General features: G+C 64.7%; 6 protein-coding genes. 4 read left to right on the top strand and 2 right to left on the bottom strand.

All coding sequences use genetic code 11. The annotated features are described in order from the left end of the window. Window positions 1-95: 95 nt before the first annotated feature. The gene (locus BM075_RS12140) at window positions 96-791 is read right to left on the bottom strand and encodes a TetR/AcrR family transcriptional regulator (RefSeq protein ID WP_093360948.1); all 696 of its coding nucleotides are present in this window, start codon (window positions 789-791) and stop codon (window positions 96-98) included. A 161-nt stretch (window positions 792-952) separates the two neighbouring features. Here BM075_RS12140 and BM075_RS12135 point away from each other — a divergent pair, with 161 nt between their 5' ends. The 4 genes from BM075_RS12135 (at window position 953) to BM075_RS12120 (ending at window position 13,777) form a co-directional block, all read left to right on the top strand. Beyond that, window positions 953-2,320 carry an efflux RND transporter periplasmic adaptor subunit gene (locus BM075_RS12135; RefSeq protein WP_093360947.1) on the top strand — a complete coding sequence of 456 codons (1,368 nt, stop codon included), beginning with the start codon at window positions 953-955 and terminating at the stop codon, window positions 2,318-2,320. 35 nt (window positions 2,321-2,355) lie between these two features. Further along, window positions 2,356-5,490, top strand: a complete 3,135-nt coding sequence (locus BM075_RS12130; RefSeq protein ID WP_093360946.1) for an efflux RND transporter permease subunit — start codon at window positions 2,356-2,358, stop codon at window positions 5,488-5,490. Window positions 5,491-6,032: 542 nt separating this feature from the next. Continuing rightward, window positions 6,033-11,024, top strand: coding sequence for a 2-oxoacid:acceptor oxidoreductase family protein (locus BM075_RS12125; protein WP_093360945.1), 4,992 nt, complete (start codon window positions 6,033-6,035; stop codon window positions 11,022-11,024). Further along, a complete protein-coding gene (locus tag BM075_RS12120) occupies window positions 11,021-13,777 on the top strand; it encodes a sulfide/dihydroorotate dehydrogenase-like FAD/NAD-binding protein (protein WP_093360944.1) in 2,757 nt (918 codons plus the stop codon). Before BM075_RS12125 ends, BM075_RS12120 begins: the two co-directional genes overlap by 4 nt. Before the next feature lie 118 nt (window positions 13,778-13,895). On the opposite strand, the gene BM075_RS12115 is transcribed toward BM075_RS12120, so the two are convergent. After that, a complete protein-coding gene (locus tag BM075_RS12115; protein WP_177208327.1) occupies window positions 13,896-15,293 on the bottom strand; it encodes a hypothetical protein in 1,398 nt (465 codons plus the stop codon). Between the last annotated feature and the right edge of the window lie 106 nt (window positions 15,294-15,399).

Here is a 15,399-nt window from a genome sequence, read left to right as displayed (position 1 = left end):
TTGGATAATTTGATGCGCATATAGGCAATAGGACAGTAATTTGAGCAAAGGCAAGGCTCAGGCGGCTTGGCTACAGACCAGTGGGAAACGCTGCGTCAAGCGGCACCCTGCTCCGACAGATGGTCCCCAACGGCCACCCCCCGAAGGAAAATCTGCACCGCCCACTCGCGCCGCGCGGCAATCTGTTCGGCCGTCGAGTAGGATCCTTCGGGTTCGAGCAGGATCGGGATCGGGTTCTCGAATGCCATGTCGACCAAAATGCTCGCGGCAAGGCTGATCCGCTCTTTCGGCAGGCGCAACTCCCCCTCCTGCTGCGCCTTCAGCAGTTCGGCGGCCACGCTGTTTTCGAGCACGTCGCGGCTCTCCTCACATCCACGCCGCGCCAACGCGGGGAATGTGTGGGCCTCTGTCAACAAGGCCCGCAGCAATTCCAGCGAAGAGTCCAGTTTGTCAGGCGAAGCGTGGACCGTCAGCAGCAGATTCAGTCGCTCCGACAGGGGGCGATCCCGATCTGAGGCCGAAAGCGGACGAAAGAGCGAGTTGCCGAGCCGGCCGACACAAGCGGCGAGAAGGGCTTCGCGACTGTCGAACATTGCGTAGATCGTGCGCTTAGACATGCCCGCACGTTCGGCGATGGCCGTCATCGTCACCTCCGACAGCACCCGTTCGGCTACCAGGGCCTCGGCCGCCTCAAGGACCATTTCTTCCCGTCGGGCAGGGTCGATCTGGACGGGCCGACCTCGCCGGCGCCCGGTGTTTGCTCCTTGGGCATTCTCGCCCTGATTGGTCATTCGACGCCTCCCACAGCAGTTGGCCGCCAGATCCGAAAAATAATCGTCACCGCCAACTGCGGAACTTTACAAAACCTGACGGTATCCTTATTCCGGGTCAAGCGATTCGCCAATCGGCCTGTCCCTTTAGATTTCTGCCTTCCCTTCTGTGGAGCCCCCTCATGCCAAGCCATCGCATTGTTTCGTGCCGTGCACGCATCGCTCTTGCCCTGGCCATCCTTAGCCTTGCATCCGGCGCATTGGCCCAGCAGGGCGGCACTCCGCCGCCGCCAGCGGTTACAGTCGTAACGGTCGAGAGCTCGGACGTGACGCTGACACGCCTTTTGCCCGGTCGGGTGAGCGCCTCGGCGATGGCCGAGGTGCGTCCGCAGGTGAACGGACTCATCACGGAACGCCTCTTCGAGGAAGGGCGTCCCGTCGAGGAGGGGAGCCCGCTCTACCGGATCGACGCAGCCAGCTATGCCGCGCAGGAAGCTGCCGCGAATGCCAGTCTTGCCCAGGCCCAAGCTCAGATGCAGCAGGCCGAACGCGAGGTGGAGCGCATGAAAACGCTGCTGGAGCGCCGCGTGACCAGCCAGCAGGAATACGACGACGCCGTTGCGGCGCGGGACGTGGCCGCTGCGGCGGTCAAGGTTGCGGAAGCGAACCTCCTGGCTTCCGAGATCGATCTGGACCGGGCAACGATCCGGGCCCCGATCTCGGGAATTGCCGGTCTGAGCGAAGCGACCAAGGGTGCGCTCGTCACCGCCGGTCAGGCAACTCCGCTGACGGTGATCCGCACGATCGACCCCGTGAATGTGGACGTGACCCAGTCCTCCGCCGAGATGCTGCGCTGGCGACGGGCGTCCGGCACCATCGCCGCGGGCGGCCCGGGTGATACTGTGCTTACGCTGAAGCTCGCGGACGGCTCGACTTACGAACATACCGGCCGGCTCTCCGCCGCCGAACCACATGTGAACCAGCAGACCGGCGTGATCCTTCTGCGGTTGGAATTCCCCAATCCCGAGCAGTTGTTGCTGCCGGGAATGTACGTCCAGGTCGAGGTGCCGCAAGCCGTGGTCGCGAACGCGGTACTCGTCCCGCAGGAAGGCGTGACGCGCGACCGGCGTGGGCGCCCAATGGCGATGATCGTAACATCCGACAATGTGGTCGAGGCGCGGCAGATCACCATCGAACGCGACCGCGGCAACCAGTGGGTCGTTACCGAGGGGCTGGACTCCGGCGACCGGGTGATCGTGGCCGGTCTGCAAAAGATCGCGCCGGGGCAGCAGGTCTCGCCAGAGGAACGGGTGGATGCGGAGACCGGCGACGCCGGCCAACCCGGAGCGGGTCAGCCCGCGGCCGGCCAATCCGAAGCGGCCCAACCGGCAGCCGACCAAGCTGAGGCGGGCCAAGCTGACGCCACTCAACCTGCAGACGGTCAGACCGACGCCGCTCAAGCCGATGCCGCCCAGGCCGGTGCCGCTCAACCCGCCGACGGTCAGGCTCAAGACGATCCGGCCAACGACGCCACCGTCGCTACGGACTGAGCCGTCCGAGACGCCACCCTTCCCAGGAGTTTTCCATGGCGCGCTTCTTTATCGACAGGCCGGTTTTTGCATGGGTCATCTCGATCCTGATCTCCGGCATTGGTCTGCTGGCGATCTGGACCCTTCCGGTCGCGCAATACCCGCAGATTGCCCCTCCGTCCGTTCGCGTTTCCGCCACCTACCCCGGCGCCTCGGCCGAGACGGTTGCCAATACCGTCACCCAGCTCATCGAACAGCAGATGACAGGGCTCGACGGGCTGCGGTACATTTCATCCAGTTCGACCTCCGCCGGGACCGCGAGCATCGAGTTGACCTTCGAGACCGGCACGGACCCGGACGTGGCCCAGGTGCAGGTTCAGAACAAGCTCAGCCAGGCGACGGCGTCGCTGCCCGAAACGGTGCAGCGATTGGGCGTGCAGGTGGAAAAATCCTCCTCAAGCTTCATGATGGTGATTGCGCTGATTTCCGAGGACGGAAGCCTCGATCAGGCGGACCTTTCGGATTACATGGACACCACTCTGGTGGACGAGTTCAGCCGGATCGAAGGCGTCGGCGGTGTGCAGGTGTTCGGTGCACCCTACGCCATGCGCATCTGGCTCGATCCGTCGAAACTTTCAGCCTATGAATTGACGCCGACGGACGTGGTCCGCGCCGTTTCGGCCCAGAACGCCCAGATCTCCGCCGGCGCATTCGGCACCCTCCCCGCGCCGGAGGGCCAGCAGCTCAACGCGACCATCACAGCGCAATCGTTGCTCACCACGCCGGACGATTTCCGGAATATCGTGCTTCGGGCCGAGACCGATGGCGGACTGGTGCTGCTTCGCGACGTCGCGACGGTTGAGATCGGGGCGGAGAACTACTCCATCATCGCGAACTACAACGGCAATCCGTCCGCCGGCATGGCGCTGCAACTGGCATCGGGTGCCAACGCGCTCGACACCGCAGAGCGCGTTCGGGAGAAGCTCGATGAGTTCTCGGAGTTCTTCCCCGACGGCGTGAGCTATGTCATTCCTTACGACACCACGCCCTTTATCGAGATCTCGATCCACGAGGTGCAAAAGACGCTGTTCGAGGCCATTGTCCTCGTCTTCTTCGTCATGCTGCTCTTCCTGCAGAACCTCCGCGCCACTCTCATCCCGACCTTGGCGGTTCCGGTCGTGCTGCTTGGTACGTTCGCTGTCCTGTCGATCGCGGGATTCTCCATCAACGTGCTGACCATGCTCGCGATGGTGCTCGCCATCGGCCTGCTGGTGGACGACGCGATCGTCGTGGTGGAGAACGTCGAACGGATCATGGAAGAGGAAGGGCTTAATCCAAGGGAAGCGACGCGCAAGTCCATGGGTCAGATCACCGGGGCCCTGATCGGCATCGCGCTCGTCCTGTCGGCTGTGTTCGTTCCGATGGCCTTCTTCGGCGGCTCGACCGGCGTCATCTACCGCCAGTTCTCCATCACCATTGTCTCGGCCATGGCCCTGTCCGTGCTTGTCGCGCTGACGCTCACGCCTGCGCTCTGTGCGACCTTGCTCCGGGGGAAGGATGCCCACCACGCCCGCCGGGGCCCATTCGGCTGGTTCAACCGTGGGTTTGACGGCCTCACGAGCGGCTACACCTCCACCGTGGGCTATGTCATCAAGCGGCCGCTGCGCATCCTGCTGGTCTACCTCGCCGTCGGCGGTGGCATCGGCTGGCTGTTCATGCAAACGCCGACGGGCTTTCTGCCGGATGAGGACCAGGGGATCCTGTTGACGCTCATCCAGGGGCCGACCGGAGCCACCGCGGAGCGTACGCAGGCCGTGGTCGACCAGGTTGGGGAACATTTCCTGACCGCCGAGGAAGAAAATGTCGAAGCCATATTCGGCGTCGTCGGCTTCTCCTTTGCTGGTCGCGGTCAGAACGCGGGCTTGGCATTCATCCGGATGAAGGACTGGAGCGAACGCCCCTCCCCCGCACAGGGTGTTCAGGCCGTGGCAGGACGCGCCTACGGGGCCTTCAGCCAGATCCAGGACGCGATGGTCTTCCCGATTGTGCCGCCGGCGGTGCCGGAACTCGGCAACGTGTCTGGTTTCGACTTCTACCTGCAGGCGCTCGGCGGGCAGACCCACGAGCAGCTTCTGGAAGCGCGCAACCAGCTCCTCGGCATGGGGATGCAAAACCCACGCATCGCCTCCATCCGGCCCTCGGGGCTGGAGGACGCGGCTCAGTTCGCGTTGGACATCGACTGGCGGGCAGCCGGTGCCATGGGCGTCTCACCTTCCGACGTCGCGGACACGCTGTCCATCGCCTGGGCCGGCCGGTACGTGAACGATTTCAACGACAACGGCCGCATCAAACGCGTTTACGTACAAGGCGACCCTGAGTCCCGTGCTGGCCCCTCGGACATCTCCAAGTGGCGGGTGCGCAATGCCAGTGGCGGTCTCGTTCCCTTCGCAAACTTCACCGAAGAGGGCTGGACCTACGGGCCGCAAGGGCTGTCGCGCTACAACGGCATTCCCGCGATGCAGATCCAGGGTTCCCCTGCGCCAGGCGTGACCACCGGCGAGGCCATGGCCGAGATCGAGTCGATGGTGCAGCAACTCCCGCCCGGCTACGCAATCGCCTGGACCGGGCTTTCGCTCGAAGAACGCGACTCTGGTGGTCAGGCGCCGATGCTTTACGCGTTGTCTGTGGCGGCGATCTTCCTCTGCCTCGCCGCGCTCTATGAGAGCTGGGCCATTCCGTTCTCCGTAATCCTCGTGATGCCGCTCGGTGTATTGGGTACGCTTCTTGCCGCGCACTTCCTCGGCTTCGAAAACGGGGTGTTCTTCCAGGTGGGTTTCCTGACGGTGATCGGCCTGACGGCCAAGAACGCGATCCTGATCGTGGAATTCGCTCGCGAACGGTTCGAGGCAGGCGACGAACTGTTCGAGGCCCTGCGCGAGTCCGCACGGCAGCGGTTCCGGCCAATCATCATGACGTCGATGGCCTTTACCCTGGGCGTTCTGCCGCTCTACCTCTCGACCGGCGCCGGCTCTGGCGGGCGGCGCGCGGTGGGCGCGGCGGTGCTCGGTGGAACGATCACGGGCACCACGCTCGGCATCATCTTCGTGCCGCTGTTCTTCTCGCTGGTGATGCGGGTCTTCCGCCGCTCCAAAACGCGGAAAGAGGCTCCGAAGCCCGCTACAGCAAACTGAACTCCGTCGCGGCACAGCAAGGCCGCGGCGCACCTCCTTTACGGCAATTGGCCCGATGGGCCGAAAACTGCTCCGATCTGTCGCAGATGACGTTGCGGCCACCTGCGACAGATCGGAGCAGGCCGCAAGGTCAAGTCTCGCAGCCGCCCCATGCGCCTGCCGGAAATCTCCCGCAGACCTTTCTCGCGTCCCGCGAGTACATACGCCCTCCGCCCCCCTATGCGTAAATTGCAGTCCGCCGTAAGCGGCCGGCTCCGCTAAGCTTCATATTTAATTAACGGAATTCAACTTGCGCCTGAGGCATGTCGCATGAGATCCTAAGGCGCGGTTCGCGGCTTGAACGCCTCGAACCCTGGGGAGGAATTCTGACGAAGGCTCGGTCCGTTTGCGGTAACATGCTTTGCCGCAAAGATTATTTGTCGATCGGACCCATCCGCTCCCTGCATGACGGGAATTCTTTGGCGGCGCGTGTGCGTTTACGCTGCATGTCCGGATCGTACAAAAACCTTTAGCACTTCCTCGGCTGCAACCTGGTGAAGATAATGAAAGACACACAGACAACGACACCGGAGTTTCCCGGCGTATCCACGGTCATTCACGGCAACGGCGCCATCGCACAGGTGATGGGGCAAGTCTGCGGTGGGGTCATTGGCTACCCCATTACACCGTCGACCGAAATCGCCGAGTTGTACGAGGCGTTCCGCGCGGGAGGCGGGGTCAACGTCTGGGGCAGACACCCGTTCTTCTTCGAGCCCGAGGGCGAGCACTCGGCCCAGTCGGGTGCACTTGGTGCGGCGCTCACCGGGGGGCAGTACGTATCCAACGCCTCGTCGAGCCAGGGCATCCTCTACGGCATCGAAAGCCACTACGTGACCGTCGGCAAGAAAGTCGGCGGTTTTGTTCTTCAGGTGGCCGCGCGGTCCGTGTCGCGGCACTCGTTGAACGTGATGGCCGGTCATGACGACGTCTATGCGCTGCTGCCATCCGGCTACACCATCCTCTTCGGCTCCAACCCTCAGGAAGCCGCCGACCTCGCCGCGATCTCTTACAAGGTCAGCGCGATGTCGATGATCCCGGTGGCCAACGCGATGGACGGCTTCGTCACCAGCCACATGATGAGCGAAGTGATGATGCCGGAGGACGATCTCCTTCGGGCGTTCGTCGGCAATCCCACCGATCGGATCAAGTGCCCGACCGTGGCGCAGGAGATGCTCTATGGTGCCAAGGGACGCGTGTTCCAGCTCAAGCGCTACCTCGGCCGCCATAGCAGCGACCTCGCGCAGGAGGACTACGTCGCCCTCGTCGATTACCTCGACGCGAATTCGGAGGCTGTCGAGATCGACAATTCGGGCGACCTCGTCAGCGAGACGCTCGCCTGGCTGCCCGAGGAACTGCACGCCCAGTGGCGGCGGCAGTGGGTCAACTCGTACGAAAAAGGCACCCGCCAGCGAGTGCCGGCGCAGGTGGACGTCAACAACCCCGGCCTGACGGGCGGCGTGCAGAACCAGCCGGACTTCCAGGCCGGCAGCGTCGACCACCGGACCCACTTCGTCCGTGACGTGCCGAAGTTCGTTCGCGAGGCGATGGAGGAATATTCCGCCCTCACCGGCCGCCACTACGCCCCGGTGAAGACCTACCGTTGCGAAGACGCGGAGACCGTTCTGGTCGGCCTCGGCTCCGTGACCGACGATGCGGAGGCGGTTGCAGCCTACCTCCGCCGCCAGGGCAAGAAGGTCGGCGTGATCTCCATCAAGCTGCTCCAGCCCTTCCCCGAGGCCGATGTCGTCGCCGCGCTGGCCGGCAAAAAGGCCGTCACGGTGCTGGAGCGCTCCGAAGACACGGAACTGACCGGCCTCGTCAACCGCGCCCTGCTGAAGGCCGTGGAGAACGCCGGCGGCGAGCGGTATGCGGGCATCCCGGCGCTCGACCGCCTGCCGAAGCTCACGACGGCCATTTTCGGGCTCGGCGCGCACGATTTGCAGCCGCGTCACCTTGTGGCCGCCTTCGAGAACATGGATGAGCGGAACGCGCCTTTCGTATACCTGGGAAGCCAGTTTTTCTCCAAGACGCCCAGCCCGCACATCGCAGAGCTTCAGGACCGCCTGCGCGCGGCCTATCCCGAAACCGAGCTTATGGCACTCGAGACCAAGGAGAACCCGAAGCTTCTGCCGGACGGTGCCCTGCGCATCCGGTTCCACTCGGTGGGCGGCTACGGCACCATCGCCACGGGTAAGCTGCTGACCGACATCCTTGCGAACGCGTTGAGCCTGCATTCCAAGGCCGCGCCGAAGTACGGGTCGGAAAAATCGGGCGCGCCGACGAACTATTACATCACCCTCAGCCCCGAAGAGGTGAAGATCACCAACGCGGATCTGGAGGACGTGGAAGTCGTGGTCTCCCCGGACCACAAGGTGTTCTCCCACACCAACCCGCTGCGCGGGCTGGTCGAAGGCGGCACCTTCATCCTGCAGTCGAACCTGTCACCGCTTGAGGTATGGAAGGAACTTCCTGCCACGATGCGGGACTTCATCCAGCGCAGGAAGATCAACTTCTATGTGCTTGATGGGTTTGTGATTGCCAAGAAGCACGCTCCGCGCCCAGAACTGGAAACGCGGATGATGGGGATCGCCTTCATCGGGGCGGTCTGCGGCAACGTGGAGAGGATCACCGCGGGGGCCGACCAGGAGGCGGTGCTCGAAAAGATCCGCAGCCAGATCGCCAAGAAATTCGGCGGAAAGGGCGCGGCCGTGGTGGACGGCAACATGGCCGTGATCCGCGACGGTCTGGAGGCCACGGTCGCGGTCGACTACACCGCGCCGGAATTCCAGGAAATCGCGGCCACAACCGATCGGGTTCCGGCCTATTCGCCCGCCATCTCGGCCTCCATGTGCCGGGTCAACTGGGATGCATCGCCCACCGGCCTGTTCGACCACGAGTATTACGAAGAACTCATGGCGACGCCGTTCCGCGAAGGCACCGTGGGAGAGGCGCCGGTCTTGCCGGGCACCGGCATGTTCATGCCCTCGGGCACTGCAGCGATGCGCGACAAGGGCTTGTTCCGGCGCGAAGTTCCGCTGTTGGACCCGCAGCTTTGCACCGGTTGTCTGGAATGCACCATGGTCTGCCCGGACGCGGCAATCCCGGCCACCGTGCTCGACATCGAGGCGCTGTTGAAGACTGCGCTGAATGAGGTCGAGATGGCCGCGCCGCAGCAAGACGCGGTGAAGGAGTACATCCGGCCCATCGGCGAAGCGGTTCGCGCCGTCTATCGCGATGCCAAGGATGACCGGCCCTTCGCCGCGCTGGTGGCGGAAGCCGTCGACGCGCTCGACGTGGAAAGCGCCGTTGTCCGCCGCAACCTCTCCCGTCTGGCGACGGCGGCGGGCACCCTGCCCGTCTCCCGCACGCGACCGTTCTTCGACGCAATGGAAAAGGAACGGGCCGGCACCGGCGGGCTCTTCACCGTGGCGGTTGATCCATGGAAATGCTCGGGCTGTCTGGAATGCATCGAGGTCTGCGGCCCCGGCGCGCTGAGCGACGTGGCACAGGACGCCCCGCTGCTGACCAAGTTGCAGGAAGAATTCCAGTTCCTGTCCAAGACGCCGAACACCCCGGCGCGCTACTACGAGACCGCGTTCGACCCGAGCGGCGACATCAAGCGGATGATGCTCGACCGGGAGACCTACTACGCCACCACCGGCGGGCACGGCGCCTGCCGCGGATGCGGCGAGGTGACGGCGATCCGTCAGGTCGTCTCCGCCTCTCACGCGCTCCACGACCGGCGGCTCAAGGGACATGTTCGCGAGCTGGAACGGCTGACCGCCGACCTGAGCGCCAAATTGACGGAAGTCACCGAGGATCCGGCGCGCACGCAGCGCATCCAGGATGCGATCGACGTGCTCGAAAAGCGTCTGTTCCTGATGGAAGGCGGCCCGACTGGCAACGGCCCGGCCCCGATGGTGGTCGCCAATGCCACGGGATGCAGCTCGGTCTACGCCTCGACCTTCCCGTACAACCCCTACAACGATCCCTGGGTGAACAGCCTGTTCCAGGACGGGCCGGCGCTCTCCAAGGGGATCTTCGAGGGGCTCACGGCGACGGCCGCGGTGGACTTCAAGGCGCTCCGCGTGGCGCGGCTGGAACTGGAGGACGCCTACGATCCGGCGGCGGACGACGCGTTCTTCCGAAACTTCGGCTGGCCGGACTTCACGCCGGAGGAACGCGCCCTTCTGCCCACCGTCATCAACATCTCCGGCGACGGCGCGGCTTACGATATTGGCTTCGGCGCACTGTCGCGGCTTATGGCCTCCAACACGCCGGTGAAGGTCATGGTGCTCAACTCGGGCGTCTACTCCAACACCGGCGGGCAGACCTCCACGGCGAGCCTTTCGGGGCAGGACAGCGACCTGAGCCGGTTTGGCCCGGCGCTGGCCGGCAAGCAGGAGGACCGTAAGGAACTCGGCCTCATCGCAGCGTTCCACCCGGCCGTCTTCGTGGTGCAGTCCGCAACGGCGGTGCCCGGGCACTTCCTGAAGAACATGCGGGCCTACCTGGAGCACTCCGGCTCCCCCGCGCTGCTCGACGTCTACACACCCTGTCAGGCCGAGCACGGCATCGCCGATGCCGCGGCAAGCCAGCGTGCGAAACTGGCGGTGGAGGCCCGCGTCAGCCCGGTCTTCGTGCACGACCCCAAGGCAGGGGCGACGCTCGAGGAACGGTTCTCGCTGGAGGGGAACCCGGCGATGGACAAAGATTGGGCGATGACCACCCTCGAATACGTCGAGGACGGCCAGCTCAAGCTGATGGACGTGCCCCTAACCCCGGCCAACTTCGCCTTCGACGAAACCCGCTTCAAGAAGCAGTTCCGTCCGATGAAGGAGGGCGCCGACGGGATGCCGGTCGAGACCTATATCGACCTCGCCCCGGAAGATCGCTTGGCCAAAGTGCCCTTCGTCTATGCCACCGACGAGCAGAAGCGCCTCGTCCGCCTGGAAGTCGGTACGACAGTTGTACATCTGGTCGAGGAGCGTCGGCGCAACTGGCGGACGCTTCAGCACCTGGCCGGGTTGGACGTGGAGAAACTCGACTCGGCGCATCACACCGAAATCGAGTCGCTCCAGCAACGCTACGAGGAAGCCGTCGCGGCCCGCGAGGACTCGATGGACTCCATCGCCCGCGGCATGAGCGAACTTGCGGCTGCCTCCTCCGCCCCGGCGGCGGTGGGCGCCGGCGGCGGTCTGGCGGCGGTGGCCGCACCCGCGGCAACGCCTGCTGCGGCGGCCACGGCACCTGCGGCCGGCGGATCGGATCTGCCTCACATTCATGAGGAGGATGTTCCGCTCTGCACGGACTGCAAGACCTGCTACCAGGAGGTTCCGGAGCTGTTCGAACTCACCAAAATGGTGGTCGACGGTGAGGTCCGGCAAGTGGCGCACACCATTCCCGGCGCGCTGGAAAAGGTGAAACCGACCGACGAATTGCGGGCACGTCTCGCAAAGGTCGCGGCCAACTGTGACGCGGAGATCGTCCGATGAACGTCAATGTCACCGAACCGGGCGACGAGCTGTTCCAGCAACAGCTCGAAGTCCTCAAGAAGCACCTGGCGGCTGACCCGCGATCGTTGCGCAACGTCTTCGTCGCGGACGGCACCCAGGCGCTCGCCTGGGAGTTCCAGCAGGACGAGATCGGCGCGAAGTTCATCGGCGTCCTGTGGAACCTGCTTCTGCGCGAAGACGACATGAGCACGGTGCTACAGCGCTTCCTCTGGGACCTGCCGTTGAAGTACAAGCGTAAGTTCATCCGGGCGCTCGACCATCACCTGTCCGGGCGCTACCCGATGTTCAAGGGCCTGTCCGAAGGCTGGCCGGCGGAAACCTACATCCCGCCCTATATCCGGCCGCCGGAAGACCGCAGCCACGACTTCGAATTGGTGAACCAGGGCTACCTCGGCTACCGCAGCCTCGGCTACAGTTTGCGGGAGGTGGATCTGATCGTCTGGCTGGAGGCGCTGCGCGACAAGCAGTGCGAGGACCGGCCCTGCGAATTGGGTGCACTGAAGCAGAAGATCGCGGAAGCCGAAGCCAAGAAGGTCGGCGGGTGCCCCGTCAAGATCCACATCCCCGAGATGATCGACCTGCTGGGCAAGGGCAAGATCAAGCAGGCGCTGGAACTGATCGAAAGCTGCAACCCCCTGCCCAACGTGACGGGCCGGGTCTGCCCGCAGGAGCATCAGTGCCAGGGCGTGTGCAAGCACACCAAGCGGCCGATCGAGATCGGGCAACTCGAGTGGTACTTGCCGGAGCACGAGAAGCTGGCTGATCCGGACAGGTTCGCGCGCTTCAAGAACATCGTCAGCCCATGGACGAGAGCTGAAAAGCCCCCAATCGCGGTGGTTGGCTCCGGGCCCTCGGGGCTGATCAACGCCTACATGCTGGCCAGCGAGGGCTTCCCCGTCACGGTTTTCGAGGCGTTCCACGAGCTGGGCGGTGTGCTGCGCTACGGCATCCCCGAGTTCAGGCTACCAAACACGCTGATCGACGACGTGGTGACCAAGATCGACCTGCTCGGCGGCAAGTTCGTCCGCAACTTCGTCGTCGGCAAGACGGCAACGCTTGAGGATCTCAAGAAGGCCGGCTTCTGGAAGATTTTTGTGGGCTCCGGAGCGGGTTTGCCGACCTTCATGAACGTGCCGGGCGAACACCTGAACGGCGTGATGTCGGCCAACGAGTTCCTCACCCGCGTCAACCTGATGCGCGGGCGCGATCCGGCCTACGAGACCCCGCTGCCGGACGTCGAAGGCAAGAACGTACTCGTCGTGGGCGGCGGCAACACGGCGATGGACGCGGCGCGTACCGCCAAGCGTCTCGGGGCCAAAGTGACCATCGTCTACCGGCGGACGGAAGCGGAAATGCCGTGTCGTGTGGAGGAGTTGCATCACGCTCTTGAAGAAGGAGTCGAACTGGCCGAACTGAAGGGCCCGCGCGAGTTCGTGGGCGACAGCCACACCCATTTCGTCACCCACGCCATCGTGGACGTGAACGAACTGGGCGAGGCGGATGCCTCCGGCCGGCGGCGGCCGCAGCCCACGGGCGAGACTATCGAGATGCCGGCGGGCCTGGTCATCATGGCGCTCGGTAACAAGTCCAACCCGATCATCCCGTCCTCGGAGCCGAAGCTGAAGCTCTCCAAGTGGGGCACAATCGAGCTGAACAAGGGTCAGGAGACCTTCGTCAAGGACGTCTACACTGGCGGCGACGCGGCACGCGGCGGCTCCACGGCGATCCTGGCGGCGGGCGACGGGCAGTCGGCGGCGCGCGAGATCGTGGGCGACATTCCTTTCTCGGCAGACGAGATCACTGCGATGGTCGAGAAGGCCCGCGCCTACACCGACATGGGTCTCGAGCCGCAAAAGATCCTCAAGCAACACGAACTTGCCAGCGGCATCGTCGAGATGACGGTGCGGGCGCCCATGGTGGCCCGCTCGGCACGCGCCGGACAGTTCGTCCGGGTGCTGGCGAGCGAGGACGGCGAACTCATTCCGCTCACGCTGGCGGACTGGGACGTGGAGGCAGGCACCATTGACCTCGTCATCCAGGGAATGGGCACCTCGACCCGCCTGATGAACAAGATGCAGGTCGGCGACGCCTTCGCCGGCATCGCGGGGCCGCTCGGCCGTCCCAGCGACGTGCACAAGCATGGGGAGGACGAAACGGTCGTCTTCACCGCCGGTGGCGTCGGCCTGCCCGCAATCTACCCGATCTCGCGGGCGCATCTGGAGATCGGCAACCACGTGACCATGATCGTCGGCTTCCGCTCCGCCGACCACCTGTTCTGGACCGGCGAGGACGAGCGAATGGGCCGGCTCAAGGCGGAGTTCGGCGAAAAGGTCGAGCTGATCTACACGTCCAACGATGGCACCTTCGGCATCCAAGGCTTCGTGACCACGCCTCTGGAGGAGATGCTGAAAGCCGGCAACGTTGCCAACGGCCGCCCGATTGCCGAGGTGGTTTCGGTCGGCCCGCCGATGATGATGCGCGCGGTGAGCGACCTGACCAAACCCTACGGCGTGCCGACGGTCGTCAGCCTGAACTCCATCATGGTGGACGCCACCGGCATGTGCGGCGCCTGCATGGTGCCAGTGCTGACCGATGGCAAGACGGAGCGCAAGCACGCCTGTATCGACGGCCCGGAATTCGACGCTCACATCGTGGAATGGGACAAGTTCATGCCGCGGTTCGGGATGTTCCGAGCGCAGGAAGGACGTAGCCTGGAGCGCCACAAGCTGTAGTGAGACCCCGCCCGGCCGCTGGCCGGCGCGTTGGAGGAGGCGGAGGCGTCGGCACCAAGTGTGCCGGCGCCTTTCTCATACGCGGACCGCCAGGCTTGCCTGCACGCCGTCCCTCCTGTCAGCCGATCAGAAAGGCGTAGGTGAGCACCCAGACCGTCAACAGCACGGCGGTCACGAGGACGAACAGGCCGTTCCACCGCACGCCCACGTGCAACGCACTGACGTGCGCGAAGGACCCGACAAGCATCGTCGTTGCAGTGAATGGCGACGAGATCCCGCTGATGGCCCAACCCGCCACGATAGATGTCACCACCGCGGCGGGCGTGACGCCGAGTTCCGCCGCTTCGGGGATGAGCGGGGCAATCAACGTGACCGCGAGGATCGGGTTCATGCCGATCTGGCCCAGAATCGGGATAAGCCAGACGAACGCGCCCAGGATCAGCCAGGTAGGCAGTCCTGTGGGATCGAGACCCGCCGCCTCCACCGCAGGGAGCAGCAGCGGGGCCCCAACCGTGCCAATGTAGCCCGCCATGATCAGCAAAGTGATTTCGCCTCGGCTTCGGGGCAGTTCAACCGTCACGTAGTCCCGCAAGCGCGCGCTGAGCGGCGTGTCCACCGCCCCGCCCGCCTGCTGGATCCACGCCCAGCCGAGGGACAGGATGGGAACCACCAGCATGACGATCCCCGGAACGTTGATGCCCGTCACCTCGTGCAGGACACCGACCAGCCCCCCGAGCAGAAGGAGCAGCAGCAGGAGCGGCGACAGCGACCTCCAGGACCCCGCAACGGGCTGGGCCGGCGGCACCGGGCCGCTGAGCTTGGGTTTGAACAAACTGTCCAGCGCCCAACCGGACCCGGCGATAATCGCCGCAGTCACCATCCCCGGCCATACGGAGTCCGCCCAGCGGGCGCCGGGGATCAGCGCGTTGGTAATCGCCATGGCAAAGGCGAGCGGCGACCACGGCAGTGACGCGATGAAGCCGCGCTGGATCGCCAGCAACATCCGCCGGGTGCGGTGGCGACGGATTTCCGCATCCGCTTCGGCCCCGGCACTTGCGGTGGCAAGACTCCCCAGCAGCGAGATCGCGCCGTAGTTCAGCATCAGCGAGAACATGACCCCCCCGAGGGTCAGTGCAGCGTAACGTCGGCCGGGCGGCTGCAGGGCGAGGAAAGTGCCGCCGGCGGAAATCGAGGGCGACGTCTGGGCCACGTTGCGCAACGTGGAGAGCGCGGTGAAGAAGGCAGTGATGAACGCGGCCGAGCGCACCCCTTTCAGCAGGACCGCGTTCCAGTCCGGCACGAAGAGCACAAGAAGGATGCTCAACAGGATAGCCGTTGCGACGAACAACAGCCGCGTCCGCCTAACCCTCAGGGCCAGCAGAACCGTGAGCGTGACCATCAAGACTGGCAGCAGCGGCACCGCCACGTGGATGCGCCAGGCATCCATAGTGACGATCCCGGTCACCAGCCAGAGCAGCACGCCGGTCGCGGCATCTATCCTGTGTTCTGACAGCATGACGGACCCTGGCCTGAGCGAAAATGCATCCGCGCTAACGCGGCGCCGGAGCCCGCAACAAGACCAGTCTTACCCGCCCTGCTCGCACCTTCGCAAGCCGCCGGGG

Origin of the sequence: Tropicimonas isoalkanivorans, assembly GCF_900112335.1 — a bacterium.
GTDB classification, from domain to species: Bacteria; Pseudomonadota; Alphaproteobacteria; order Rhodobacterales; family Rhodobacteraceae; genus Tropicimonas; species Tropicimonas isoalkanivorans.
The sequence above is the reverse complement of the archived record's forward strand: the minus strand, read 5'-3'. Positions and strand labels throughout refer to the sequence as shown.

Excerpts from the sequence above, each read along its gene's own strand:
- BM075_RS12140 (WP_093360948.1), bottom strand. The coding sequence starts at position 791 with ATGACCAATCAGGGCGAGAATGCCCAAGGAGCAAACACCGGGCGCCGG.
- BM075_RS12130 (WP_093360946.1), top strand. The coding sequence starts at position 2,356 with ATGGCGCGCTTCTTTATCGACAGGCCGGTTTTTGCATGGGTCATCTCG.
- BM075_RS12120 (WP_093360944.1), top strand. The coding sequence starts at position 11,021 with ATGAACGTCAATGTCACCGAACCGGGCGACGAGCTGTTCCAGCAACAG.
- BM075_RS12125 (WP_093360945.1), top strand. The coding sequence starts at position 6,033 with ATGAAAGACACACAGACAACGACACCGGAGTTTCCCGGCGTATCCACG.
- BM075_RS12115 (WP_177208327.1), bottom strand. The coding sequence starts at position 15,293 with ATGCTGTCAGAACACAGGATAGATGCCGCGACCGGCGTGCTGCTCTGG.
- BM075_RS12135 (WP_093360947.1), top strand. The coding sequence starts at position 953 with ATGCCAAGCCATCGCATTGTTTCGTGCCGTGCACGCATCGCTCTTGCC.